We start from the raw sequence: 21,781 nt of genomic DNA on the forward strand, positions 1-21,781 counted from the left end.
CCCGCGGAGCGGGATATGCCCCGGCAAGCCGGGGCATAGAGCGCGAATTGCGCAAGCGCAATTCGGATTCCCCCGCAAGCGGGGGAATGGAATTCCGCAAGCGGAATTCCGAACGGAATGCAATTCGCGCAAGCGCGAATTGGAGGCGACCGCGCAAGCGCGATCACCGGGGCTGGCTACGAGGGGAGGTGCATCACGCGCGGGCCTGTGTAGGGCTTGGGGTTACTGACCACCACCCCCGCAACGAGACTGACGGACCGTCGGCCCGATCGGGTGCCGGCCCTACCGCAGTGATGGGCTCCGCTGCGCTCCACCCTGACCACTCCCCCACCCTCGAAACCGGCCGCTCACGTTCACGAATACCCCGCCAGCATACCCTATGAACCGTGCGTGCGGGGCGATATTCGGCCAAGTATCAGCCTACAGAGGGAAGCTGTCGCGTGGGTTATGCATCACGGGTGCCGGGTGTGTAGAGTCTGGGACCAGTCACCACCACCCCGGCCCGCCAGTCACCGCGCCGGACTCTCATTCCTATTACGCGTCGCATTCCGCGAAAAGGAGAACACGGGAATGGCCGTGAAACTGCGTGAACACCAGATTAAGGCCGTAGCCGCCATCGTGCGCGGCCTCGATATCCCGCCGGGCGGCATTCCCTGGAATGGTCTGCGCGGGCAGGTGCACGCCGCGTGCGGGACGGGAAAGACCATCATCGCGGCGGCCTCCGCAAAGCGGATTGTGCCCAAGGGCCGCATTCTCGTTGTGGTGCCGACCCTCGATCTCCTGGCGCAGACCGTGAAGGCGTGGAGCAGCGCCGGGCACAAGGGGCCGGCTGTCATGGTGTGCTCGCCCCTGGACGACCCGGAGCTGTTCCACCTGGGGGTGCGGAGCACCACCAACCCCGTGCAGCTGGCGCTATGGCACTCCACGGGGCCGGTGACCATCTACGCCACCTACGCCTCGCTGGGCGTGCTGGTAGAAGCCTTCGAGGGCGCCTACGGGCAGAAGCTCGCCCCGGTGGACCTTGCGGTGGTCGATGAGGCGCACCGGACCAGTGGGTCGATGGGTAAGGCGTGGGCGGACATCCACGACCAGACGAAGATCCCGGCGCACCGCCGGCTGTATCTGACGGCGACGCCGCGGATTTGGGAGGAGCGGCTGAACCGCGAGGTCGCCGAAGGGGTGCGCGATCCGCTGCCGCGCGAGATGGCGGCCTCGATGGACGACGAGAAGGTCTTCGGGCCGGTCCTCTACAAGCTCTCGTTGGCGTCGGCGGTGTCACGGAAGCTGCTGGCGCGGTACCAGATCATCGTCCTGGAGCTCCAGGACCCGGTGGTCACGCCCGAGCGGCTGATGGGCGAGGAGCGGCACACCGAGGAGGTCCGCGGGCAGCGCCTCGGGGCGCTCCAGGCCGCGCTGCTGCACACGATGGAGCAGCACAACCTCCAGACCTGCATCACCTTCCACCACCGGACCATAGAGGCCGCGGCGTACGCGGAGGGCCTGGAGCGCGTGGCCAAGCGGCTGCACGCCGACCAGCCCGAGAAATACCCGGCCGAGATCTGGGCGGACTGGCTGTGCGGCGAGCACGTCCCGGAGCGCCGGCGCGACGTCCTGGGCAAGTTCGGCTCCACCGCCCGGCGGGCCGTGCTCTCCAACTGCCGCGTCCTCGGGGAGGGCGTGGACATCCGGGCCGTGGACTCCGTGGCCCTGCTGGACCCCAAGGGCGCCCCGCACGACATCGTGCAGGCGATCGGCCGCGCACTGCGCCAGAAGCCCGGACAGGGAAAGCTCGCCTCTCTGATCGTGCCGGTTTTCCTCCAGCCTGACGAAAGCCCGGAGGACATGTTCACCTCGGGTTCGTACAAGCCGTTGGTGAAGGTATTGGAAGGTCTGCGGGCTCACGATGAAGAGGCCGTGGAATTGCTGGCGATCCCGCAGGAGCCTCAGAAGGACGTCGCGCAGCCCTCCGAATACATCGGTGCCGCGCCCGGTGATAACGAGGAAGAAACCCGTCTGCTGCTCCGTTTTGCGGCTCCACGTGATCCGGTGATGGTCGCGAACTGGGTGTCCTTCAACGTGATCGACACGGAGCGGCAGGACTGGGCGAGGGGCTGGGCGAAGCTCAAGGAGTACACGGAGCGTGAGGGCCACGCCCGGGTGCCGTACGAGCACAAGGAGGGTGCGTTCCCGCTGGGGACCTGGGTCGCGGAGCAGCGACGGGCGTACGGGGCGGGGCAGATGAACGGCCGGCGCGCGGCGCGGCTGGAGAAGCTGGGCATGGCCTGGTCGGCGGCCGATGCGCGGTTCCAGGAGAACCTGGCGGCGGCCCGCGTGTACTACCAGGAGCACTGGACGCTGTGCGCTCCCCGGTCGGCGGCCGCGCTGGACAAGCCGGTGGGGCAGTGGTTGAGCAACCTGCGCCGTCCCGGTGCGCTGGCCGAACACCCGGAGTGGGAGGCCGCGTTGGAGGCGATCGACGAGGACTGGAACCCGTCGTGGCCCACCGAGTGGCAGCGGCACTACGCCGCGCTGCGCGAGCTGGTGCGTGACGAGGAAGGCCCGGCGGAGGTCCTGCCCGGCTTCACCGTGCACGGCATGGACATCGGGAAGTGGCTGGCCCGGCAGCGGAAGCCCGAGGTGTGGGAGGCCCTGGCCGACGGGCAGCGCGAGCGCCTGGAGGCCGTTGGCGTCGCCCCGCTCGCCGCTCCGGCCCCGGTGGAGCAGGCCGCGCCGACGGAGCCGCCCAGGGCGCCCGTGAGCGCCTTCGAGAGGGGCGTTGCGGCCCTGGCGCAGTACAAGGCCCGTACGGGCTCTGTGACGGTCCCCAGGGCCCACGTAGAGGCGTTGCCGGACGGGACGGAGGTCAAGCTCGGGGTGTTCCTCAGCAACAGCAAGAGCCGCCGGGCCAAGCTGACCGTCGACAAGCTCGCCACGTTGGCCGGCCTCGGGCTGGAGTGGGCGGCCACGGAAGGAGCGGCGTGATGAGCGCGGACGACCAGGAGACCGGGGAGCAGCGGGTGCGGGACGCCGTGCGGCGGCATGCCCGCACCAGGGCCTTCGCGGAGGCGGAGGACGTCATCTCGGCTGTGCTGTCCGACCCGGGGGTGCAGGCGGCCCGAGAGCGGGTGGAGGCGGCGGAGACGGAGCTCGGGCTGGAGCTGTGCGCCCGTCTCCAGCCGTTCCAGGACCGCTACGACCAGGCCGTGACGGCGGGCGACCCGGAAGGGCTCGCCGGGCTCTGTGGGGGCAAGCACGGCCGCTGGGGACGGATCTGCGTCCTGCCCGACGGACACGAGACCTCGATGGAGGAACCGCACTGGGGCCGCAACAGCGAGGGCCGACCGATCGCGTGGGTGGGCAGTGCACCTGACGACTGGTGAGCGGCGGCGGTGAGAGCGGCGAAGGACCCCGAGCGCACGGGCGCCCGGGGTCCTTCGCTGTCCGGGGCCAGCGGCGCCGCTCCCAGGGCCTACACGCACTGGGGTGCGATGCCCGGGGGTTCTGAGCTGCGGCATCGCACTGGTGTGCGTGTAGGGACTGGGATCTTGGGGTGCTCCCCCGGTGAACTACGGGGCGGCCGCGGCAGGTTCAGTGCGGCGGTCCAGTCGGTTCGCCGCAGACTGAGAAATCGAGCCGCGCGGTGACGGTACCTGGCACTACGGTCCAGGAATGACGACATCACCCTGGCAGCCGCTCTCCGACCGCGAGGCCGGGCTTCCTGTAGACCGGACAGTCCATGACGGAGTTCCCGAGCACCTGGAACCAGGGCTGCGGTCTTGGGTACGGGAGGCGGTGGTGACGGAATCCCTTGTCCACCGCGTCGTAGCCGCGTTGAGATTGAGCAGCGAAACCCACGCCTTCGACAACGGCCGTCTCCCGTCGAGCGCACGTGATCTGTCCAGGGTGCCCGTCAACCTGCTTCTCGACGTCGTCGACTGTCTGCTCTACCTCGATGTCGGTGAGGTCGCCCATCACGAGTACCTCGTCAAGCACCCGAACTCAGCCTTTCCCTTGGCGGCAGTACTCTCTAGGCCTCCGAAGTTCGTGGATCCGGTCAACACACTGGACGCGCTCCTCGGTGATGCCGCCTCCGCCTACCAAGTTCGCGAGGCCGACGACGCCTCGCACGCCGGCCTGGAGCGGGTTGTCGACGCCACCGTCGCCGACTCCGCCGTCATGGCCATGCAGCAGGCCGAATCCTCCGGCCGCGACGATGCCAGCTTCTATCTACGCAGCTCCTGGGCCAAGGCGTACGCCCTGCACCCCGACGCAAGTGGCGCTTACGTCGATGCGGTGCGGGCAGTGGAAGATGTCGCGATCCCCCTGTACGCGAGCGCCGATCCCCGGGCGACCCTCGGCTCCGTCATCCGGGAACTGGATCGCAACGCAACGGCCTACTCGATGGTGATCCTCGACAACAATGCGGTCCCCGCCAAGGTCGAAACGATCCTCTCCCTCATGAAACTTCTCTGGCACGGACACCGCGACCGACACCCCGGAGGACAGACCAGCGCACCCATCACCCCGGAAGCCGCCAAGGCCGCCGTCCACATCGCGGTGCTCCTCGTTCAGCTCCTCAGCACTTCCGCGGTGACGAGGAGCCTTCCACCTCAACCGTGACAGCCCACGGCAAGAAGTGAAGCCGCTATCTCCTAGCACTCCGGCCGCCCTGTTTGAGATAACCACGGACGATGGCCTCCTGGCCGCTGCGAGGCCGGAAGTAGACGCGCTGCTGCGCTGCCTCGATCTGAAGCCGGTTGAGAAATCCGACCGTCTCCTCGGTGGCAGTACTCATACCGTTGCGGGGTGTCCTGCCGACCAAGAGATGCTTGGGGCCGAAAGGCAGCACGATCGCGGTGGAGTCACCAATCGCAACAGGGAAAGTGGTTCTGGTTTCACTCTGCTGAATAGCCAGGGCCGGGGTGTCGCCCAGGAGGAACTCCCCGGCGGCGGGCACCAGGATCTCCAACCCTGCGCTGCTGATCATCTCCTTCGCCTTGTCGAAGGTGACCTCGATCCGCACCCGGAAGTCCGCGCCGTTCTCGAAGTTCGTCAGGTGCGGACTCAAGATCTGGTCCGCCGCCGCAGCCAGGCCCTGCGGTCCGGGAAGGTGAAGTCCGCTGCGTTGCAGTACCGCGAGGCGCAGCAGGTCGGACTGATCGGTAAGCAGGGCCGTGCGATGCTCGGTGTAGACCTTGGCGAAGGTACGTTCATGGACGTTGCGGAAGTGCAGCGAGCGGACCAGATGCAGGGCGATCAGGTCCTTCAGGGTCTGCACATGCTGCTCGTGCTGGAAGACGTCGCCCCGTTCCACCGCGCGCGCGGCCTCGGGTATCCGTGTCTCGAGCTTGCCCCACACCTGTTCCAGGGAGGCGGAAGCAAAGCGGGCGAAGTACTTGACCTTGCCGCACTCGCGCGGACTCGCCACCTTGTGCAAACGGTCGGGGTGGTCAAGGTCGAAGGGCACGAGCTTGAACCCATGGCTGCCAAACGGAGTGGCAAAGCGCTTGAGCAGCACCTTAGAGATCACGTGCTGACCGACCACGTGGCGATCGGCCTCGGGCCGCAGTTCCTTGATCCGGGCATCGATCTGCTGCGCCGCCACCAGCCACGGATTGGATGATCCCTCGTTCATACGCCCAGTGTGGCAATCAGGTCCGACAGGCGAGACGCATTTTCCGTCTGCCCTCAGCGCGTGATCGCCCGACAGCCGTAGAGGGAGTCGGTGAAACCGGGCTGGCACGCCGTCCGGATCAGCACGGTCAGCAGGAAGCCCTGACGGGGCAGGACGTGCTCCCAACCCAACACCCACCAGTCGTTATGCATGGCCAGGTCCCGGCGCGGCCCGGAAACAGACGTCCTCTCAGTCATCCGCAGCTCTTCCTCGAAGGCACCTCGATGCTCGCAGCGTACGCAGCGAGACGCGGCAGGTTCTCACGGACGTCCCACCCACGCCTGGTGCTGGGGGGCGACGTGCAGCTGCTCTCGGAGACGGCCACGCAGGACACCGACGCGGGTGCGGCCCTCCAGGACCTGCAATCCGCTGTTCGCCGGATTCAGGAGGCGCCGGTCGATGAGGAGCGGCGGGCGCAGCCACGTCCCGTGGTCTTCCCAGTGCCGGCCGACTTCCGGGGGTCGCACCTTGACCCAGTGCACCGGGTGCTGTGCGACGTGCTCGATCAGTCCGGCTTCGCTCTCACCGGTCGGCATGGTGTGGAAGTTTACGGTCGGAATCGTCTGAAGTGTCCAGGTGATCGCACTCAGCTCGAGGTGGCCGTAGTCGTCCACGAAGGGGCCGTGGTCGCCGTGCTCGAAGAGGAAGTCCCGCAGCACGTCGTCCGGCCACCGCAGGTTGGCCAAGGCCGGATCAGTGCGGAAAAGTTCGAAGCTGCGGCCGCCGTCCTGACGGCGCTCCATCAGCGAGCTGAGGTCGTTGAGGTTCATGCCACCAGATCTACCGGAGATCGCTGACAGTGCTCCCCCTGTTCCCGGTCTGGTGGGGTCTTGTCGGCTGCCTGGCGGCGGTCACGGCTTCTGTGAGGCGGTCCAGCCGGGCGTAGAGGGCCTGTACGAGGCGGGCGCGGTTCTGGACGCAGCGGGCGGTTCCCTTGAGCGGGGCGGACAGGCGGCCGTCGGCTTCGCGGAGGATGACGTCGGCGAGGGCGCCGCGGCCGTCGCTCTTGGGCAGGGCGGCGGCGAGACGCCGGACATCGGCGGCGACCGCGCGGGCGTGCCCGGTGAGCTGGAGGGCGATCTGTTCGTAGTCGCAAAGAGCGAGGTCCGGGTCCTTCCACGCGAGGACGGCGGTGACGAGGGCCTCGTGCGGGGCACGGTCCAGGGGCAAGTCGGCGTCCAGCAGGCCCTCGGGATCGTGGAGCACGGCGTAGGCCCCGCTCACCGCAGGCCCGCCGCGTCGTCGGCCTGGTCGTGGTCGCCCCTGTCGGCGTCCGGGTCCGGGTCGGCGAGGAAGCGGGCGTAGCCGCGTACGGCGCGCTCCAGCGGCGCGGGGGAAGGCCGGCCGAAGTCGGGCCGCTGGAGGCCGGGTCCGTCGGGTGCGGGTCCGGCGGGTGTGGGTGCGCTCATGGGCACCGCCTCCGTGTGCTGAGTGGTCGCGTCGGTGTCGTTCGACGCTACGGAGGCTCCGGCTCCGTCCTCAACGAGATTGCGGGAAATTGCGGAAGTTCACCCCAGGGCGTCGATCGCGGCCGTGATGCGGTCGCGGGCGGCGTCGCCGTAGACGGCCATCTCCGTGAGGCCGGCGAACGCCTTGGCGTAGTCGGCGAGCTCGCGCGGCTGCGTCACCTTGATCTCCGCCGTCAGCGTCTCCACCACGGCCACGGTGTCGTCGTGGAGGTAGAACGCCTCCAGCGGCCAGACGGTGCGCTGCGCGGTGAACGGGATGATCCCGAGCGAGACCGAGGCGAGCGGCATCACCGCCAGGAGGTGGCGCAGTTGGCCCGCAAGGTGGCCGAAGCCCTCGAAGTACCGGAGCTGGCCACGACGTGACGCCGGGGCCGCGCCGTCGTTGGACAGCGCGACTCCATAAAGCCGGGCCCCTGGGACGTCATGGCTGGTCCCCCGGGGCCCGTGGTGATGCTGAACCGACTTACTACATCAGCGCGGCGAGTGCCTGCTCAGCCATCTGGATGCCCTGCGTTGCCGCCATGGTGGTGGCGCTCTCCAGGAGCTTGTCCTTGAGCTGGGTGGCGAACTGGCGCAGGCGGCCCGGCTCGGGGTTGCCGGAGGTCGCCTCGGTGTGGAGATCCTGGGCGACGCGCTCCAGTTCCACGCGGTCCTCGTCGGACAGGCCCAGGATGGGGCTGACCTGGCCGATGTACCCGGCGAGCTGGACGAACAGCGTCGGGTCGACGCCGTCGGTGTTGTTCTGCGTGAAGTTCTGCTGCTCGCCGATGATGACGCCCTTGGCGTTCGGCAGATAAGTGTTGAACGTGGTGCCGGGGCGGGGCTGGTTGACGTGGTCCTGCACGCTTCCTCCTGCCAGGGCGCAGCGGGTGCCCTGGGGTGTGATGGCGACCGTGGCCGGGTCGGTGTCGATGTGTTCGATGAGGTTGTGCTCTGCGAGGTAGGCGAGCGCCTGGTGCAGATCGGTCCCGCTGATCTCGGTTCCGGCGAAGTAGGAGCCGGGTGTCGCGAGGAACTGCGCAACCTGCGGTTCCGGCCGAGAAACCGACCGCGGGGCACGCTGCGCGCGCTGCGAACTCCGGGATCGCCTCGATACCGAGTTTTCGAACGGTCATGGTGAGGTGCCCGCAGAAGTTCAGCCGTTGACCGAGGCGCTGCTGCGCGTTCCCAGAGCCCGTTCCGTCCTGGTCTGGCTGGACAAGCCACGCGGTGGTGCCGAGTCTCTGCGTCAACTGATTCGTTCCGGTTTTCCGCTCACCCACGAAGCGCTTGACTCGGTTGGGCCGGGCCAAGGGGTGGCAACCTTGCGAGCCACCCTCGTTCACCTTGGTGTCCTCCCACAGCGCGACGAGTCCATGGCGTCCTTGCGTCCGTGGTTGGAGCGTGTGCTCGCCCATCTACCGCCTCTGCAACGCCGGATATTGCGCCTCTATGCCGAGTGGTCCCTGTTGCGGCGGGCCCGGCGGCGCGCGGCCCGGGGGCGCTTTACGCCAGCGAGCGCTGCGGGGGTACGCAACGCCGTTCGCTGTAGCGCAGCGTTTCTTACCTGGCTCGACGACCGCAACGTCTCGCTGGCCGACCTCGCGCAAACGGACGTCGACATGTGGCTGTCGGAGAGCCGGGATCGCCGGCATGTCCGGCTCTTCCTTCGCTGGGCCCACCAACGTCGCCTCACGGGCAAGCATGAGGTGCTTGACCGCCCGCGAGATGAGCCCCACCACTGGTGGACGGAGACCGAGGACTGGACGCATTTGCGACGCTGTCTGCATGACGAGGCATTGCCCGCTGATGTGCGAGCAGCGGGCGCCCTCGTGCTGCTGTACGGAATGCCGATCACGCGGATCGGCGCTCTCACTCGCTCCGACCTCACTGGCGACATCGAGCCGCGACTGCTTATGGGCACGCATCCCACAGCGCTGCCGCCGTTGGTCCACCGGCTTCTGCTTCGCCAGGCAGAACACGGCGAGCCGAAGTCGTCGATCGGCCGCATCACCCCACAAACCGCCTGGCTTTTCCCTGGGTACGCCGCCGGGACACACCGCTCCGCCGCCGATCTCGCGCGCAAGCTGCGTCTCCATAACCTGCCGGCGCGTATCGGCAGGAACACTGCGCTGCTCGCTCTGGCAGCTGACCTGCCCGCCTCAGTGCTCAGCGAGACTCTTGGAATCAGCATCACCGCGGCTCTCAAGTGGACCCGCCGCGCTGCTCGGGACTGGAACGCCTATCTGGCGGCTCGTCCAGCACCGAGACCGAACACAGGGCCGTTCACGAAGACCAACTCAGCACCGAGCCTGCCGCATCACGAGATGCCAAGCTGATGCTTACCAATATTTGGCTAGAAGTGCGGCTTCTATGTCGAGTAGCCAAGCTGTAGCTTCGCAATCATGGAAGATGATGTTGAGCGGCAGCGACAGGCCGACCTGAAGCTGGCCGAAGCGCTGCGGTGGGGCGTGTCGAGGCTCGCGACTCGATTGCGTGCCGAGCAGCCCGGAAGCAGCCGTGCCCTGTCGCGCTTGGCCGCCTCGGTGTTGGCCAACCTGCGTCACAGCGAGGCGCTGACCCCCTCGGAACTCGCCGCCATCGAAGGACTACAGACACAGTCGCTGACCCGCGTGCTCAACGAACTGGAGGAGCAGGGCCGCATCCGTCGCTCGCGCAGCGACGTCGACGCCCGCCGCCAGAACGTCACTATCACCGAAGCAGGACGTGAAGCCCTGCGAGGGCACGTGAGGGACGGCAACTACTGGCTGGCAACGGCACTCCGCCAGCACTTGTCGCCCGCTGAGCGCGCCGTACTACAGATCGCGGCGGGCCTGCTGGAACAGGTGGCTGCAGCAGAAACGGCCTTGGACAGGCCCACCGGGCGAGCGCAAACGCCTGATCCAGAAGAAGGGGCGGCCGCCGCACTATGACCACCCGCTCCGCGGCCGCGCCCGACGCAGCCAGCCCGTACGCCATCGCGCCGAAGCGTCTTCGCCTACTTCTGGTGCTGGCCGGACTGAGCGGCGTAAGCCCCCTGGCCACAGACATGTACGTCGCCGCCCTGCCCGACCTGGCCCGCTCCTTGGCAACCGACGCCTCCGGCGCGCAACTGTCCCTGACCAGCTTCCTGGTCGGCATCATCGCCGGGCAACTTGCCCTCGGCCCGCTCAGCGACGCGGTCGGCCGCCGCCCCGTTCTCATCGGCGGGTCTGTCTTGTTCGCCGGCTTCTCCATCGTGTGCGCTCTGGCGCCCACGGTAGCTGTGCTGAACTCGGCGAGGGTGGGACAGGGCGTCGCAGGGGCCGCCGGGATCGTGGTCTCCCGAGCTGTCGTCACCGATCTTTTCGACGACCGCGAACTCCCCACGGTCTTCTCCCGCCTGGGAGCGATCGGCGCCATGGCCCCGGTACTGGCTCCGCTTGCTGGCGGCGCCCTGCTCCTCCTCGTTCCCTGGCGGTACGTCTTCGCCGTCCTCGCCCTTATGGGCGTGTTCCTCGCTGCGGGCGTATGGCGCTGGATCCCAGAGTCCCACCCACCCGACGCCCGCCTCACAGGCGGCCTGGCCCCCAGCCTTCGCGCCATCGGACGGACAGCCGCGCAGCCCGCCGTCCTCGCCCCGGTGCTGTCGCTCGCCTGCGGCGGAGCCGCCGTCTTCGCCTACATCGCCGGCACCACCTTCGTCTTCCAGGACATCTACCATCTCTCCCCAGCCCTCTCCAGCCTGGTCTACGGGGTGAACGCCCTCGGCAACATGTCCGGAAGCCTTGCCTACGGGCACCTGACCAGGCATCGGTCTCCCGAAGCCCTCCTCATCATCAGTGGCGCCCTGGCTACGGCGGGAGCAGTGGCACTGCTTCTCCTCCAGACAACTACTGGCAGCAACATGCCCCTGACCTGGCTCTGTCTTCTGATCACCATCAGCGCATTCGGCCTCTTCTTCCCCGCCGTCATCACCATCGCTCAAAGTCGCGGCCGAGCCGCCCCCGGAGCCACATCCGCACTTCTCGGAGGCGGCCAGTTCCTTCTCGGTGCAGCCGCCTCGCCCGTGGTCGGGCTGTTCGGCACCCAAAGCCCCGCGCCCATGGCAGCCGTGATGGCTGTCTCCCTCACCCTGGGCACCCTGGCAGCGATCGCAACGAAACGGACATACGGCCACTAACGCCGGAGCCCCGAGCAGGTGCAGGGAGAGGAATAGCGCCAGTCACGAATACGTGCCTGGTGCCAGCTGCCCGCCCGGACCTGTCCTCGGAGGAGATCGCACTTTTCGGGAAGTGACAGCGGGGTGCGGTTGGAGGCTCAGTACAGTGCGGCAGCTGCCGCGGCGCCGGCGGGGTGGCCCTGGGCCGCAGCCTCGGCGGCCTGGGTCAGGGCCGCCTTCGCTGTGTCCCTTCGGTCATGGAGATGCGCGGCGATGCCGATGGCGAACTGATCGGCGGCGTCCGGCAGCGATGTCAGTACCGCGTTCCGCTCGTGGTCGCCGAGCGGACGGGGCTCATGCCCGTGGTCCCCGTCGTCTGCTCCTGCCGCGTAACTGAGTACACGCCAGTGCGGCGACGTGCCACCGGCCGCGTGGACGAGCAGCCCGGTCCCGGCATCCCGCGGAAGGGCTCTGGCCCAGTCGAGCGCGCGCGGGAACGCAAGACAGCATCGATCATGCTCATAGTCACCGAAAACACACCACAGCCTGTACATCTCTTCTGTGCCGAGCGGGCGATGGATGCCGCAGCGGCGTGCATCGACGGCTGCCTGGACGAGGAGGTGTCCTTCACGATGGCTGCGGGCCCGGCGCCGATATCGTCTGACGAGGCTCTCGCCACCGACGATCGACTCGGCGAATCCCTTGCTGACGGGGAAGCCCATCTCGCGGAGCGCAGCTTCTTCGCGTGGGGTCATGGCGAACGCTACTGAGACCCGTTTCGCGTACTGCACAAGGACCGCCCGCGCCGGAGCGGTGACCGCGGAGCCGTCCTTGAGGAGGCGCTCGCACCAGGCGGTGGCCATGGTGGCCATCACCAGGGCATGTGGGAGAACGTCGTCCAGTACTCCATGGCCCAGGAGCACGAGGTCTGCCGGCGAGAGGTCGTCGAGCCGCAGGACGGTCTGCTCGACGCTGCTGAACTGAGCGCCGACGTCGGAGCGTGCGCTGAACTCGGCGAGACCGAGGGCGGTGAACGGTGCCAGCCGCGCGTTGGGAAGGCGCCGCCGCACCGTCTCGTCCATCGACCGCGTCACACCCGACAGCGGTGGGCCGTCCAGCAGCACGAGGGAGTTCTTCACCATGGCTGGTATCTGGTCAGCGGACACCGGCCGCCGCCCACCCGGCCTTGACCTGCCCTAACGCCTCGCGCACGGCAGCCTCGTCCGGCGCAGGCCCGGCACAGCCGGACGGCAGGCCGACGGCGCGTGCTGCCGCGGTGGCCAGCGTGTGCACGGCCGGGATGTCCAGCATCAGCATGGCCACGACGCGCTGCAGATCCTCGGTGATCTGCTCGACGGTGCGGCCGAGCCCCAAGGAGAGGTCGTGCAGCAGCTCGCACAGATCGGCGGCCGCGGGCTCGCCGGCCTGCGCACGGCGGATAACGGCCAGGACCTGCCAGAGGTAGTCCAGCTCCCACGGCGGCAGGAACAGCACCGTGATGGCCTCTTCCTCCCCGTCGGCCGGCTCTTCCATCTCGTCGGCCAGGCGGCCGATGACGGCGGCCGCGCCCTCGAAGGTGCCGGCCGACAGCACGAACCGGTCCTCATCGAACCGCCCGGCGGCAACCACGGCGGCCCCGGCGATGAGACGGAGCACTTCCTCGAGGTAGCGCACCTCGTGCAACCACGAGGCATCACCGGGCAGAACGCACTGCCGGTCCGGGTCACTCAGCCGTGACATCGCCATGACGACTCCTCACGAAATCTCCCATTGCTGTGGCTTTCCCCGGGGCGTTGCTTCTTCGCCCCCTCCCGCCCCGTGGCGCGGGCACGCGCCGCTCCCGGGCTTCTGGCAGGCGCATTTCCGCGTCGCACCAGGGCTCGGTACGGGCCGGGATATCCGTGCCGTCACGGGGTGAGCCAGTGCAGGGCCGGTGTGCGCAGCAGATGGGCGCCGCTCACGACCAGCACCGGTCAAGGGATTCGGGCGAGTTCGCTCCCGACGGCCCGCTGGGCGTCGGCCCGCCGACGGGGGTGGCCGGCTCGCTCATGGTCCCCCTCCTCCGGGAGTCCGTGTCGGGGACGGGGCCAGTCCAGCACGGCCAGGGGCGCAGCCGCAGGCGTAGACGTCATACGTCGCGAATTGACCGGACCGGTGCGGGGTGTGAACGGCTGTGCCCGGCCTGTCTTCGTGGTGGGCGTGCTGGGTACGCGCGCTGACGGCCGTGGTCGTCGTGTACTCCCACATGCCGTTGCCCAGATCGCGGTCGCGATGGGCGTTGACCGGCCGGTCAGCCGTCGGATCGTTCCTTCTCGATCGCATTCATCCTGCGGACCATGTCGATCTGTGCGCGGATCATCGTGTCGAAGAGTGCCTCCGGATCGCCGTCGGGTCCGGCGTTCGCAGCCAGCAGCGAGGTGACTTGGCTGGCGAGGACAGTGACCACGTCGGCCGTCCCCACCGGGCCGCGGACCTCGATCAATTTGCGCACGGTGTCGTCGATGCGGTCCATGGCCTCCTCGCCCTTGAGGAACAACTTGAGCCGGTCAGCGAGAAACATCCGGACGACCGCCACACCGTCGGCCAGGGCGGTGTCCACGTTGTAGTCGGCGCGGGCCTTCTCCGACTCCTTGAGCACGGACGGAATCGTGTACGTCCGTTTCTCCGGGATGAGGCCCTCCTTTCGCCACTTCGCGTACGGGATGGGGCCGGCGGCGTCACGGCGTGCACGGTGTGCGTTGGTCGGGCGACCGCCCGCGGTGCGGCAGGCCCGCCCTGCGGCTGCCTTGCAGGTCGGGCATTCGACACGGCGCCTCCACGAGCGCACGAGATCCATCTCGGCATCGGAGCGGAGGTGACGTCGCCACTCGCCGCCCCATGGGGTGCTCTGCGGTCCGTTCTCCACGCCCATTGCCCCCTGGGTCCAGTGGTGTGTGCCGTCGTCGGTGCCGTGATGATGACCGTACCTGCGGTGGCGCCCCTCAGCGGTCGATCGGGAGGACGCCGTCCAGGCCGCTCTCGGAGAGGATCTGTTGGACCGTGTCGTCCAGGGTGCTGGCCGCCCCGATAACAATCTCCAGGCCGTTGGGGAGCAGGTCCTTCTTTCGGTACCAGTCGCGTAGGTGGCCCTCGTTGACGTGCATGAGGTACTCGGCATCTGGTTTCGTCGCGTGCCGGAGCACCATCTCCTCGAAGGGCACGTGGAAGTAGTAGCACCGTGTGACGCCCTGGTGGGCGCGGACCAGGTCCTGGAGCATCGTGCCGTAGCGGTCGGCGTACAGGATGCCCTCCAGGACGACGTGGAAGCCGTTGTCGAGGGCGTAGCGGGCGGTGAGGTCGATCAGTCCGATGTTGGCGCCGCCGGGCCGGTCGCGTTCGCGCAGCATGATCCGGCGGAGGTTGTCCTGGGCGACGATGGCGAGGTTGCGGCCGAACTTCTCGCGCAGGCCGGCCGCGACGGACGACTTGCCCGAGGCGCTGTTGCCTCGGAGCACGATCAGGCGTGTGTCGCTGGTTCCCACGGTGCCGTGTGCGGCCTCAGTCACCGTGGCTGATCTGGATGCGGTTGTCGTGGAAGTGCTCCCAGTCCATGACCAGGCGGAAGCGGCGGTGGGCCTCCAGGCGCTCCGCGTCGGCCAGTTTCTCGCCGCGCTGGACACGGGCGTCGCCGGATTTCACGAGTTCCGCGAGAGCGAGCCGGACGTCGTCGACATCCTGGCCTGTGGCTGCCGCCAGCCGGTCCAGGGAGGTGAGGGTCTCTGCCGGTTCACCCAGATCGTCGGCCAGGTGGTTGATGAGGGTGTCGAGGAGCGGGCCGGTGCGCATCGTCCAGCGGATCCCGTCGAGGCGCTCGGTGAGTTCGGGGTCCAGAGGCAGCAGGTCGGCGGGCAGCGGCAGCGCGGCAGGCATCGACCACCGGGTGCCGCCCGGCGTCTCCTCGCGGCGGGCCAGGCCCCACGTCAAGTAGAGCTCGGACAGGTCCCGCACGGTGATGGGCACCGGGAAGCCGGCGGTCGTCAGCATGGCGCTGAACTGCTCCCAGCGGGCCGCCTCACATGCCTCGCGGCCCTCCGGCGCGGCCTCGTAGTCCCATTCCTCATCCGGCCAGGAGAAGGTGAGCGCGCCGTCGAGGTCGCCGCCGATCATGTCCCAGTGCCCGTCGAAGATCTCGTGCACCAGGTCGTCCAGGGAGCCGCTGAAGCCGGGCTGGCATGCCGTCCCGATCAACATGGTCAGCGGGAAGCCCTGACGGGGCAGGACGTGCTCCCAGCCCGACACCCACCAGTCGTTGTGCATCGCCATGTCCCGGCGCGGCCCGGGCACAGACGCCTTCTCAGTCATCCGCAGCTCTTCCTCGAAAACACCTCGATGCTCGCAGCGTACGCAGCGAGACGCGGCAGGATCTCACGGACGTCCCACCCCACGCCTGGTGGTACGGGGCGACGCGCGTTGCTCGCGGAGGCGGCCGCACAGCACGTGGCTGATCAGACGTCGCTGATACAAGGCTGACCAGCCACTGACACGAGGGTCGGACAGCTGCGGTTCAGCTCAGGCGGTGGCTGAGGAGCGCGAGGCCGGCTGCCGCCGCGCGGTGCTGGTAGGCGCGCAGTCCGGGGGCGCCAGGGGGCGCGGGCTCGCGGGCGTTGCGGTGCCAGTGGCCGGTGAGTGCGGCGAGGAAAGCGGTGGTGGTCTCAGAGCTGCTGGCGGTGGCGGGGTGGTCGCGGAGCAGCTGGGCGACGTCGGCGGGCGCGTGTCCGGCGAGGATGAGCTGCGGGGCGAGCGAGGCCGCGTCAATGCAGGCCGGGCCGGTGGTGGCGTGTGCCCAGTCCACGAAGGTCACGCCAAGGTGGTGGTCGCGGACCATGTTGTCGGCCCGCAGGTCGCCGTGGACGATGCGGTCGCCGTGGACGAGGGCGGGCCAGGCCGCCTCGAGTTCGGCAAGCTGCGGAAGGTGGTCACGGGCGACGGGGTCGAGGTCGGCCGGCGGATCGGCGAGCAGTTCATCCCAGCCGTGCAGGGCCGCCGTGGTGGAGGGCGTACCGTTCACCGCTGCGACGTAGGGGGCCGGGGCGGGGCTGGAGGTGAGCTTGTCCAGCAGGGCCCAGGTCTGTGCGGCGTCGCCGGAGGCCGGGGAGAGGTCGGGGTGCGGGCCGTCGAGGTGGGCGATGACGACAGCGGTCCAGTCGGCGGCGCGGTAAATGCCCAGCAGGTCCGGGGCCGGTGCGCCGGGCGGCAGCGAGGCGAGGACGGCGGCCTCGTGGACGTTGGCGGTGGTGAGCGGGTCGTCGTCGGGGGCCGCTTTGACGAAGACCCGTCGGCCGTCGGTCAGGCGGAGCGCGGCGGCGAGTTGGTGGCCGAAGCCGCCGGCGGGAGTGACCGTGTCGGTGACGGGTGCGCCGAGCTCGTCTTCGAGGCGGGCGCGCAGCGGCGCGGGGACGTCAGTCCATCGCAGACGGCCGCTGGTGGGCGGTACAGGCATCGGGGCAGCCTTCAGAGGTATGGAGATACGGGTGGCGGGGTGATGGGGGTGCGCGCCGAGCCGGACCGCGAGTCGGGGCTGAGGACGGAGTGTCCTCAGTGCTCCAGCTCGACGCCGGGCGCTCGTCGCCGCATCACGCGCATTCGCCTGTGTCCTCTGAGTGCACAAGTACCGAAAAGGGGCGCCTGTAGGGGCGCCCCTTCACTGTAGTCGTGCGGCTGGGTCACGCGCTGTCGATTGGGGGCAGGTGGCTGGTGGGATCGGGCAGGAGGTGGTCGGCGCCGGCCTCGCGCAGTGCGGCGGGAGGGTGCCAGCCCCAGGCCGCTGCGAGGGCGATGACCCCGGCGGCGCGGGCCGCGGTCATGTCGCCGGGGCTGTCCCCGACGAAGATTGCGCGCCGCGGGGTGACGTCCAGCCGGGTCAGGGCGAGGTGCAGTCCGTCGGGAGCCGGTTTGGGCGGCGCGTCCTGCCGGGTGATGACGACCTCCAGCAGCTCGGCCAGGGCCTCGGGCAGCAGCCACCGAACGCGGTCGGGGTCCTGGACCGTGACCGCGCCGACGGCCGTGCCCTGCAGGCGCAGGGCCAGCAGCCCGGACAGGACGCCGGGGAACGTGTGGACTGCGGTCGCCGATGCCGCGCCGTCCCACCAGCGGTCGCACGCGTCGTCCGGGTCTGCGACACCCAGGAGCGCCAGGACCTCGCAGCGGGGGCGGCGCAGGGCGTCGGGCGGGAGGTCGCCGGGCCTCACGCGGCGGCCGGTGGCGCAGGTGGCGACCGCCGCGAGGGTGGTTCGCACCGCGTCGGTTCGGTGGACCGCAGGGCTTTTCTGATCACCACATCCGTCACCCTGGGCGCCACGGTGGCGCAGTGGTCGGCCGCCGCGCCTGCGGGAGCGGCCCCCACCGCGGGCAGCCGGATCGGCCGCGACGTCCCCGACCATTTCGAGCGCCGCCTGGAGAGCCTGCGCCGGCTCGATGACACCGTCGGCTCCGGCGACGTCTACGAGGCGGCCCGCACCGAACTTCGCATGATCAGGGCCACGCTCAAGAACGCGTCCTTCGGCGAAGGCGTGGAGCGCCGGCTGTTCGCCGCGGCGGCCGAAGCGTCCCGCAGTGCGGGCTGGACAGCCTACGACAGCGGGAAGACGGCCGCCGCCGAACGCCATTACTCCACCGCCCTGCGGGCCGCCGCCAGTGCCGGCGATCACGTGGTGGCGGCGAACACCCTCGCGTTCTGGGCGATCCAGCACTACTCCACCGGCGATCCCCGCGGCGCTGTCGACCTGGTCGAGGCCGCCCTGTCCCAGGCACCCAGGACCGGCTCAGCCCGGCTGACGTCCATGCTCCACGCCCGTGCCTGCCGGGCCCACGCACACGCCGGTGACAGCCGGGCCGCCGACCGGGCCGCCAACGCCGCACTGGACGCCTACGAGAACGCCGGCCCCATCCAGGACGACCTGCCGTGCGTGTACTGGTACAACCTCGGAGAGGCCCACCAGCTCATCGGCAGCTCCGCCCTCAACCTCGGCAACCCCAAACGGGCCGTCGTCCACTTCCTGGAGGCCTCTGCCGCCCACACCAGCCAGGAGGCGTACAACGGCGACGCCTTCCCCCGCGGCCACGCCATCTACCTGGCCCGGCTCGCCGAAGCCCACCTCGCCCTCGGGGACGTCGACGCGGCCGTGGCCACCGCCCACGACGCCATCGACCGGATGGGCGGCGTCACCTCCGCCCGCGGCACCCACACCCTCGAAGACCTCCGCAAAAAGCTCGCCCGCCGCCGCGGCATCCCCGCCGTCACCGACTTCCTCAACTACACCGCCACCGCGTAAACCCGACTTCCGGATGCGTGGCGCACCGCCGGCTGCTCGAACAGGTGTGCCGGTCAGGTCGGTGTCCTGCGAGTGAGGCGGCGGTGGACCGTCGCCAGGAACGGGAACCCCCACGATGAGCACCACCCCTCCCCGGTCACCGAGCCCGATCCGTCCGCGCACCTCTGCCCCGGCGACAAGGTCGGCCCGTGCGCCAGGTGCCGGCGTTCGACCTGGAGGTACGGCTCGGGCGGCTGCCCGCTGTGCACGTGGTGCTTCGAGTAGGCCAAGGAACGGTGGGGGTCAACGGTGCGCTTTGTCAGCACCCGCCCCTGACCGCGTGGGCGCCTCGATCGGGTGACAGCACGGGAGCCGGAGAACTGTCAGAGCACCGGTGCGCGTGACAGCGGTCATGAGATCGATCAGTGAGGCACACGTGGCGCGGCCGGGGCTGGCCGTGGTGGAGGTCGCCGCCCTGGACGATGCGACCGCGTTCGCCGTGCAGGAACTGCTTGCCGCCCGGTGCGCGATCGCCGCGGCGGAACGCACCGTTCACGAGCCGGGCGAGCCCGGGGTACGGCTGCGCCTCTTCCTGGACCTCCACCCCGACGACGACCAGGACGACGCAGTCAGCGAGGGCAACCGGGCAGGCACCGCGCCAACTGGGCCGGTATGAAGGACCGGACCGAGGTCACCTGGACGATCGCCCGCCGACACGACGGACGCCGTCGGGGGGCGGTGCGCGGACCTGCTCGGCGTCCGGCAGAGCATGAAGCCGCACCGCTGGCCCCGGCGACGAACTGGCTGTCCTTGCTCGCCTCACGCGGTGCCGGCCGGTGCTGGCCTATGCCTACCGCGCGCTGTGGCGCACGAGCTGTCGCAGACGTGCTTCGACCTCGTGTCGGTTCAGGCGCTTGGTGCGGGCATAGCGCGTCACCGCCGTCTGAACGGCTGCTGCGGCGTTCCGCCATACCTGGCGTTGCAGATCCCGATCGTGGTGGTCGTGAAGCTGCTGGAGCTGGAGATGGGCCTCGTCGGCGGCTTGCTGCAGCGTGATCAGTTCGCTGGGCAGTCCTGACGTGTCGTCGGCCGCCTGGCGAGTGTGAGGTTTCTGCGCTTCCCCGGCTGTTGAGTCGGTCTCGATCTTCGGCGCGGGCGGTTGGACAGGGAGGGCCGGAAGGGCAGTCAGAGACGGCGAGGTGCGCACGGTGATCGGAGCGGGTGTGGGCTGGCAGGTGGGTCGGTTGCGGCTGGCGCCGGTCACGGGCGCTGCTTCCCGCTCGGGCGGCAGGCGCGTGTCGTCGCTGTGGAGGTCGTCCAGCCGGTCGCGGTCGGTGTTAGTCACCCAGTAGCGATGCACCGTGGTCCCGGCGCGGAACTGGATGGGCACGATGGCGCCGGCGGCGGTCCGGCGGACCATGTCGTCGAAGAGGACGTCCCGGGGCTTGGGTGTGGCGTGGGCTTTGCCGCAGCGGCGGACCCCGTGGGGGCACGGGTAGAGGGCGTGGATGTCGCAGTGCCAGAAGTCCAGGACGCGGAAGCCGGAGACGATCCGGAGGTCGCCGTTGCGGGCGATGACGTGGGCTGGGAGGTGGTCGCTGCGGGTCCAGTGGGTGTCGTTGCGCTGGGCGTAGGCGGCGCGGTCGGTGTGCCAGGCCGGGGTGATGCCGTTCTTGGCGGCCTTGGCGGCGCGGGCGCGGACGCCGCGCAGGCCGCTCGGGTCGATAGCGGACAGCTGAACTTCCCAGCCGATGCGCCGGCCATCGGCTCCTTCTACGAGAGTGTCGGTCTGGATCCAGCTGCGCCCCACCCGAGTACGGACCTCGCTGTCGCCGTTGAATCCGCCTTCCTGCGCGGCGCGCAGAATGCGTTCCTGGTAAGCCTTGTGCTCATCGCTCATCGGGGCGGTGTGGCGTTCCTCGTCTTCCCGGCGTTCGTGGACGGCCTCGCGGCGGCCGCCGCGCATCCGCAGGTGCATGGGAGCCTCCACACCCACGTCGCGGCACACGCCTCCGCACTGCAGGTCCCGTTCCCCGACCGGAACACCCAGGCGTCCGTAGAAGCGGTCCGTTTTGTAGACCGTCTCCCACAGGTCGGGCAGCTCCGGGTGGTCGAGATCGTCCCGGGTCAGATCGAGGAGAATCCGGAGCTTCTTGTGCCAGACCGCATTCGCCAACACACACCGCCTTCACCGTCATAGGTCGTTGCATAGACGGTAGAACCAGGCACTGACAACCCGACAGGCGCCGGGTTGGCCAACAGCAGGCGCACCCCCCTGTCGCAACCTCCAGCGCAACCGGTAGTCGCAGCCTCGTGCTCAGGGCCGACCGTGTCTGGTCGCCCGCGACCCTCGAAGACCAGCCCACTTTTCCCTCGATCCGGTGGACGCCGTACTGGTCCCGGGCGCGGCACCGCCTCGCACCGGTACCAAGACCACGACTGGCCGGTTCTTCGAAGGGATACCCGTGCGCCGTACCGTCGCGCTCGCCGCCGCTGTGACTGCTCTGCTTCTTCCTGCCTCCGCCCACGCCAGCCCCGTCCGGGCCGTCGCGCCCGGGGACACGGTCACCCTGACCGTGCGCGAGGCCCTGGACGCGCTGGACGTCGCCGAGGAGGACACCACCGCCTACAAGCGCAGCAACTTCAAGCACTGGATCGACGCCGACAAGGACGGCTGCAACACCCGCATGGAACTGCTCCTGGAGGAAGCCGTCGAAACACCCGAGCAGGGCGAGCCCTGCAAGCTGACCGGGGGCCGGTGGTACAGCGCCTACGACGACAAATACATCGACGGTCCCGGCGGGCTGGACGCCGACCACCGCGTCCCGCTGGGCGAGGCATGGGACAGCGGCGCCGCCGGCTGGAGTGCCCAGGAGCGGCAGGACTTCGCCAACGATCTCGGCGACCCTCGTTCCCTGGTGATGGTGTCCGGCAGCAGCAACCGGTCCAAGGGAGAGAAGGATCCCGCGCAGTGGCAGCCGCCGGCGGAAGGCAACCGGTGCGAGTACAACACCGAGTGGATCGTGGTGAAGACCCGCTGGGGGCTGTCCGTCGACCGAGCCGAGCACGAGGCCCTCGAAGACCAGCTGGCCGACTGCCCGGATGAGAAGTTCACCGTGGAAGTGGCCCGGTAGCCGCCGTCACCGCAGCGTTTGCTGTCGCTGGTTCCGCAGCAGCCGCGCGGCGCTGGTAGACGGGCGGTCACACACGGGGCCTGGTCAGCGGGCGG

23 protein-coding genes and 1 pseudogene are annotated in these 21,781 nt (G+C 69.4%); 9 read left to right on the forward strand and 15 right to left on the reverse strand.

Annotated features, from left to right (window positions below; genetic code table 11):
• The first annotated feature begins 570 nt into the window (after positions 1-570).
• The 3 genes from AB0G32_RS13875 to AB0G32_RS13885 all read left to right on the forward strand — a co-directional run bounded on the left by AB0G32_RS13875 (position 571) and on the right by AB0G32_RS13885 (position 4,620).
• Positions 571-2,982 (forward strand): Helicase associated domain protein, encoded by a 2,412-nt coding sequence (locus AB0G32_RS13875; protein ID WP_361162383.1) that lies wholly within the window; start codon positions 571-573, stop codon positions 2,980-2,982.
• A complete protein-coding gene (locus AB0G32_RS13880) occupies positions 2,982-3,380 on the forward strand; it encodes a hypothetical protein (RefSeq protein ID WP_361162385.1) in 399 nt (132 codons plus the stop codon). Before AB0G32_RS13875 ends, AB0G32_RS13880 begins: the two co-directional genes overlap by 1 nt.
• Positions 3,381-3,669: 289 nt before the next feature.
• Complete coding sequence (locus AB0G32_RS13885) at positions 3,670-4,620, forward strand: hypothetical protein (RefSeq protein WP_361162387.1); 951 nt, start codon at positions 3,670-3,672, stop codon at positions 4,618-4,620.
• 25 nt (positions 4,621-4,645) lie between these two features.
• Here AB0G32_RS13885 and AB0G32_RS13890 read toward each other — a convergent pair whose 3' ends face one another.
• The 7 genes and pseudogenes from AB0G32_RS13890 to AB0G32_RS13920 form a co-directional block, all read right to left on the reverse strand.
• The gene (locus tag AB0G32_RS13890) at positions 4,646-5,635 is read right to left on the reverse strand and encodes a DUF4238 domain-containing protein (protein ID WP_361162389.1); all 990 of its coding nucleotides are present in this window, start codon (positions 5,633-5,635) and stop codon (positions 4,646-4,648) included.
• Between the two features lie 53 nt (positions 5,636-5,688).
• The gene (locus tag AB0G32_RS13895) at positions 5,689-5,871 is read right to left on the reverse strand and encodes a DUF6042 family protein (RefSeq protein WP_361162391.1); all 183 of its coding nucleotides are present in this window, start codon (positions 5,869-5,871) and stop codon (positions 5,689-5,691) included.
• A gap of 63 nt (positions 5,872-5,934) precedes the next feature.
• Positions 5,935-6,444 (reverse strand): hypothetical protein, encoded by a 510-nt coding sequence (locus AB0G32_RS13900; RefSeq protein WP_361162393.1) that lies wholly within the window; start codon positions 6,442-6,444, stop codon positions 5,935-5,937.
• 10 nt (positions 6,445-6,454) lie between these two features.
• Positions 6,455-6,898: a restriction endonuclease gene (locus tag AB0G32_RS13905; RefSeq protein ID WP_361162395.1), complete on the reverse strand. Its 444-nt coding sequence runs from the start codon at positions 6,896-6,898 to the stop codon at positions 6,455-6,457.
• Entirely contained in the window at positions 6,895-7,083 is a 189-nt protein-coding gene (locus AB0G32_RS13910; RefSeq protein ID WP_361162397.1) for a hypothetical protein, read from the reverse strand. Before AB0G32_RS13910 ends, AB0G32_RS13905 begins: the two co-directional genes overlap by 4 nt.
• Before the next feature lie 99 nt (positions 7,084-7,182).
• Positions 7,183-7,458 (reverse strand): annotated as a pseudogene (locus AB0G32_RS13915) (Scr1 family TA system antitoxin-like transcriptional regulator); the annotation flags it as partial.
• Positions 7,459-7,609: 151 nt separating this feature from the next.
• Complete coding sequence (locus AB0G32_RS13920; protein ID WP_361162399.1) at positions 7,610-7,987, reverse strand: hypothetical protein; 378 nt, start codon at positions 7,985-7,987, stop codon at positions 7,610-7,612.
• A 298-nt stretch (positions 7,988-8,285) separates the two neighbouring features.
• On the opposite strand from AB0G32_RS13920, the gene AB0G32_RS13925 reads away from it, so the two are divergent.
• The 3 genes from AB0G32_RS13925 (at position 8,286) to AB0G32_RS13935 (ending at position 11,284) form a co-directional block, all read left to right on the forward strand.
• Positions 8,286-9,461, forward strand: a complete 1,176-nt coding sequence (locus AB0G32_RS13925; RefSeq protein WP_361162401.1) for a hypothetical protein — start codon at positions 8,286-8,288, stop codon at positions 9,459-9,461.
• A gap of 66 nt (positions 9,462-9,527) precedes the next feature.
• Positions 9,528-10,055, forward strand: coding sequence for a MarR family transcriptional regulator (locus AB0G32_RS13930; protein WP_361162403.1), 528 nt, complete (start codon positions 9,528-9,530; stop codon positions 10,053-10,055).
• Positions 10,052-11,284 carry a multidrug effflux MFS transporter gene (locus AB0G32_RS13935; RefSeq protein ID WP_361162405.1) on the forward strand — a complete coding sequence of 411 codons (1,233 nt, stop codon included), beginning with the start codon at positions 10,052-10,054 and terminating at the stop codon, positions 11,282-11,284. Before AB0G32_RS13930 ends, AB0G32_RS13935 begins: the two co-directional genes overlap by 4 nt.
• 137 nt (positions 11,285-11,421) lie before the next feature.
• Here AB0G32_RS13935 and AB0G32_RS13940 read toward each other — a convergent pair whose 3' ends face one another.
• From AB0G32_RS13940 to AB0G32_RS13970, 7 genes are all read right to left on the reverse strand, one after another.
• The gene (locus tag AB0G32_RS13940; RefSeq protein WP_361162407.1) at positions 11,422-12,405 is read right to left on the reverse strand and encodes a hypothetical protein; all 984 of its coding nucleotides are present in this window, start codon (positions 12,403-12,405) and stop codon (positions 11,422-11,424) included.
• A gap of 13 nt (positions 12,406-12,418) precedes the next feature.
• Positions 12,419-13,009 carry a hypothetical protein gene (locus AB0G32_RS13945; RefSeq protein WP_361162408.1) on the reverse strand — a complete coding sequence of 197 codons (591 nt, stop codon included), beginning with the start codon at positions 13,007-13,009 and terminating at the stop codon, positions 12,419-12,421.
• Positions 13,010-13,553: 544 nt separating this feature from the next.
• Positions 13,554-13,901, reverse strand: coding sequence for a hypothetical protein (locus tag AB0G32_RS13950; protein WP_361162409.1), 348 nt, complete (start codon positions 13,899-13,901; stop codon positions 13,554-13,556).
• Between the two features lie 343 nt (positions 13,902-14,244).
• A complete protein-coding gene (locus AB0G32_RS13955) occupies positions 14,245-14,808 on the reverse strand; it encodes an AAA family ATPase (protein ID WP_361162410.1) in 564 nt (187 codons plus the stop codon).
• Complete coding sequence (locus tag AB0G32_RS13960; RefSeq protein WP_361162411.1) at positions 14,801-15,604, reverse strand: DUF6042 family protein; 804 nt, start codon at positions 15,602-15,604, stop codon at positions 14,801-14,803. Before AB0G32_RS13960 ends, AB0G32_RS13955 begins: the two co-directional genes overlap by 8 nt.
• A 202-nt stretch (positions 15,605-15,806) precedes the next feature.
• Complete coding sequence (locus AB0G32_RS13965) at positions 15,807-16,742, reverse strand: phosphotransferase (protein ID WP_361162412.1); 936 nt, start codon at positions 16,740-16,742, stop codon at positions 15,807-15,809.
• A 223-nt stretch (positions 16,743-16,965) separates the two neighbouring features.
• Entirely contained in the window at positions 16,966-17,538 is a 573-nt protein-coding gene (locus AB0G32_RS13970; RefSeq protein ID WP_361162413.1) for an HAD-IA family hydrolase, read from the reverse strand.
• 12 nt (positions 17,539-17,550) lie between these two features.
• On the opposite strand from AB0G32_RS13970, the gene AB0G32_RS13975 reads away from it, so the two are divergent.
• Both AB0G32_RS13975 and AB0G32_RS13980 read left to right on the forward strand, forming a co-directional pair.
• The gene (locus tag AB0G32_RS13975; protein WP_361162414.1) at positions 17,551-18,573 is read left to right on the forward strand and encodes a transcriptional regulator; all 1,023 of its coding nucleotides are present in this window, start codon (positions 17,551-17,553) and stop codon (positions 18,571-18,573) included.
• A gap of 391 nt (positions 18,574-18,964) precedes the next feature.
• Entirely contained in the window at positions 18,965-19,228 is a 264-nt protein-coding gene (locus tag AB0G32_RS13980) for a DUF6207 family protein (RefSeq protein ID WP_361162415.1), read from the forward strand.
• 174 nt (positions 19,229-19,402) lie between these two features.
• On the opposite strand, the gene AB0G32_RS13985 is transcribed toward AB0G32_RS13980, so the two are convergent.
• Positions 19,403-20,728, reverse strand: coding sequence for a hypothetical protein (locus AB0G32_RS13985; RefSeq protein WP_361162416.1), 1,326 nt, complete (start codon positions 20,726-20,728; stop codon positions 19,403-19,405).
• 289 nt (positions 20,729-21,017) lie between these two features.
• Here AB0G32_RS13985 and AB0G32_RS13990 point away from each other — a divergent pair, with 289 nt between their 5' ends.
• Positions 21,018-21,686, forward strand: coding sequence for an HNH endonuclease family protein (locus AB0G32_RS13990; RefSeq protein WP_361162417.1), 669 nt, complete (start codon positions 21,018-21,020; stop codon positions 21,684-21,686).
• Positions 21,687-21,781: the final 95 nt, after the last annotated feature.

Source organism: Streptomyces sp. NPDC023723 (genome assembly GCF_040639815.1).
Lineage (GTDB): Bacteria > Actinomycetota > Actinomycetes > Streptomycetales > Streptomycetaceae > Streptomyces.

Coding starts and splice junctions, on each gene's coding strand:
- AB0G32_RS13875 (WP_361162383.1), top strand. CDS start 571: ATGGCCGTGAAACTGCGTGAACACCAGATTAAGGCCGTAGCCGCCATC.
- AB0G32_RS13880 (WP_361162385.1), top strand. CDS start 2,982: ATGAGCGCGGACGACCAGGAGACCGGGGAGCAGCGGGTGCGGGACGCC.
- AB0G32_RS13885 (WP_361162387.1), top strand. CDS start 3,670: ATGACGACATCACCCTGGCAGCCGCTCTCCGACCGCGAGGCCGGGCTT.
- AB0G32_RS13890 (WP_361162389.1), bottom strand. CDS start 5,635: ATGAACGAGGGATCATCCAATCCGTGGCTGGTGGCGGCGCAGCAGATC.
- AB0G32_RS13895 (WP_361162391.1), bottom strand. CDS start 5,871: ATGACTGAGAGGACGTCTGTTTCCGGGCCGCGCCGGGACCTGGCCATG.
- AB0G32_RS13900 (WP_361162393.1), bottom strand. CDS start 6,444: ATGAACCTCAACGACCTCAGCTCGCTGATGGAGCGCCGTCAGGACGGC.
- AB0G32_RS13910 (WP_361162397.1), bottom strand. CDS start 7,083: ATGAGCGCACCCACACCCGCCGGACCCGCACCCGACGGACCCGGCCTC.
- AB0G32_RS13930 (WP_361162403.1), top strand. CDS start 9,528: ATGGAAGATGATGTTGAGCGGCAGCGACAGGCCGACCTGAAGCTGGCC.
- AB0G32_RS13935 (WP_361162405.1), top strand. CDS start 10,052: ATGACCACCCGCTCCGCGGCCGCGCCCGACGCAGCCAGCCCGTACGCC.
- AB0G32_RS13940 (WP_361162407.1), bottom strand. CDS start 12,405: ATGGTGAAGAACTCCCTCGTGCTGCTGGACGGCCCACCGCTGTCGGGT.
- AB0G32_RS13945 (WP_361162408.1), bottom strand. CDS start 13,009: ATGGCGATGTCACGGCTGAGTGACCCGGACCGGCAGTGCGTTCTGCCC.
- AB0G32_RS13960 (WP_361162411.1), bottom strand. CDS start 15,604: ATGACTGAGAAGGCGTCTGTGCCCGGGCCGCGCCGGGACATGGCGATG.
- AB0G32_RS13965 (WP_361162412.1), bottom strand. CDS start 16,742: ATGCCTGTACCGCCCACCAGCGGCCGTCTGCGATGGACTGACGTCCCC.
- AB0G32_RS13980 (WP_361162415.1), top strand. CDS start 18,965: ATGAGATCGATCAGTGAGGCACACGTGGCGCGGCCGGGGCTGGCCGTG.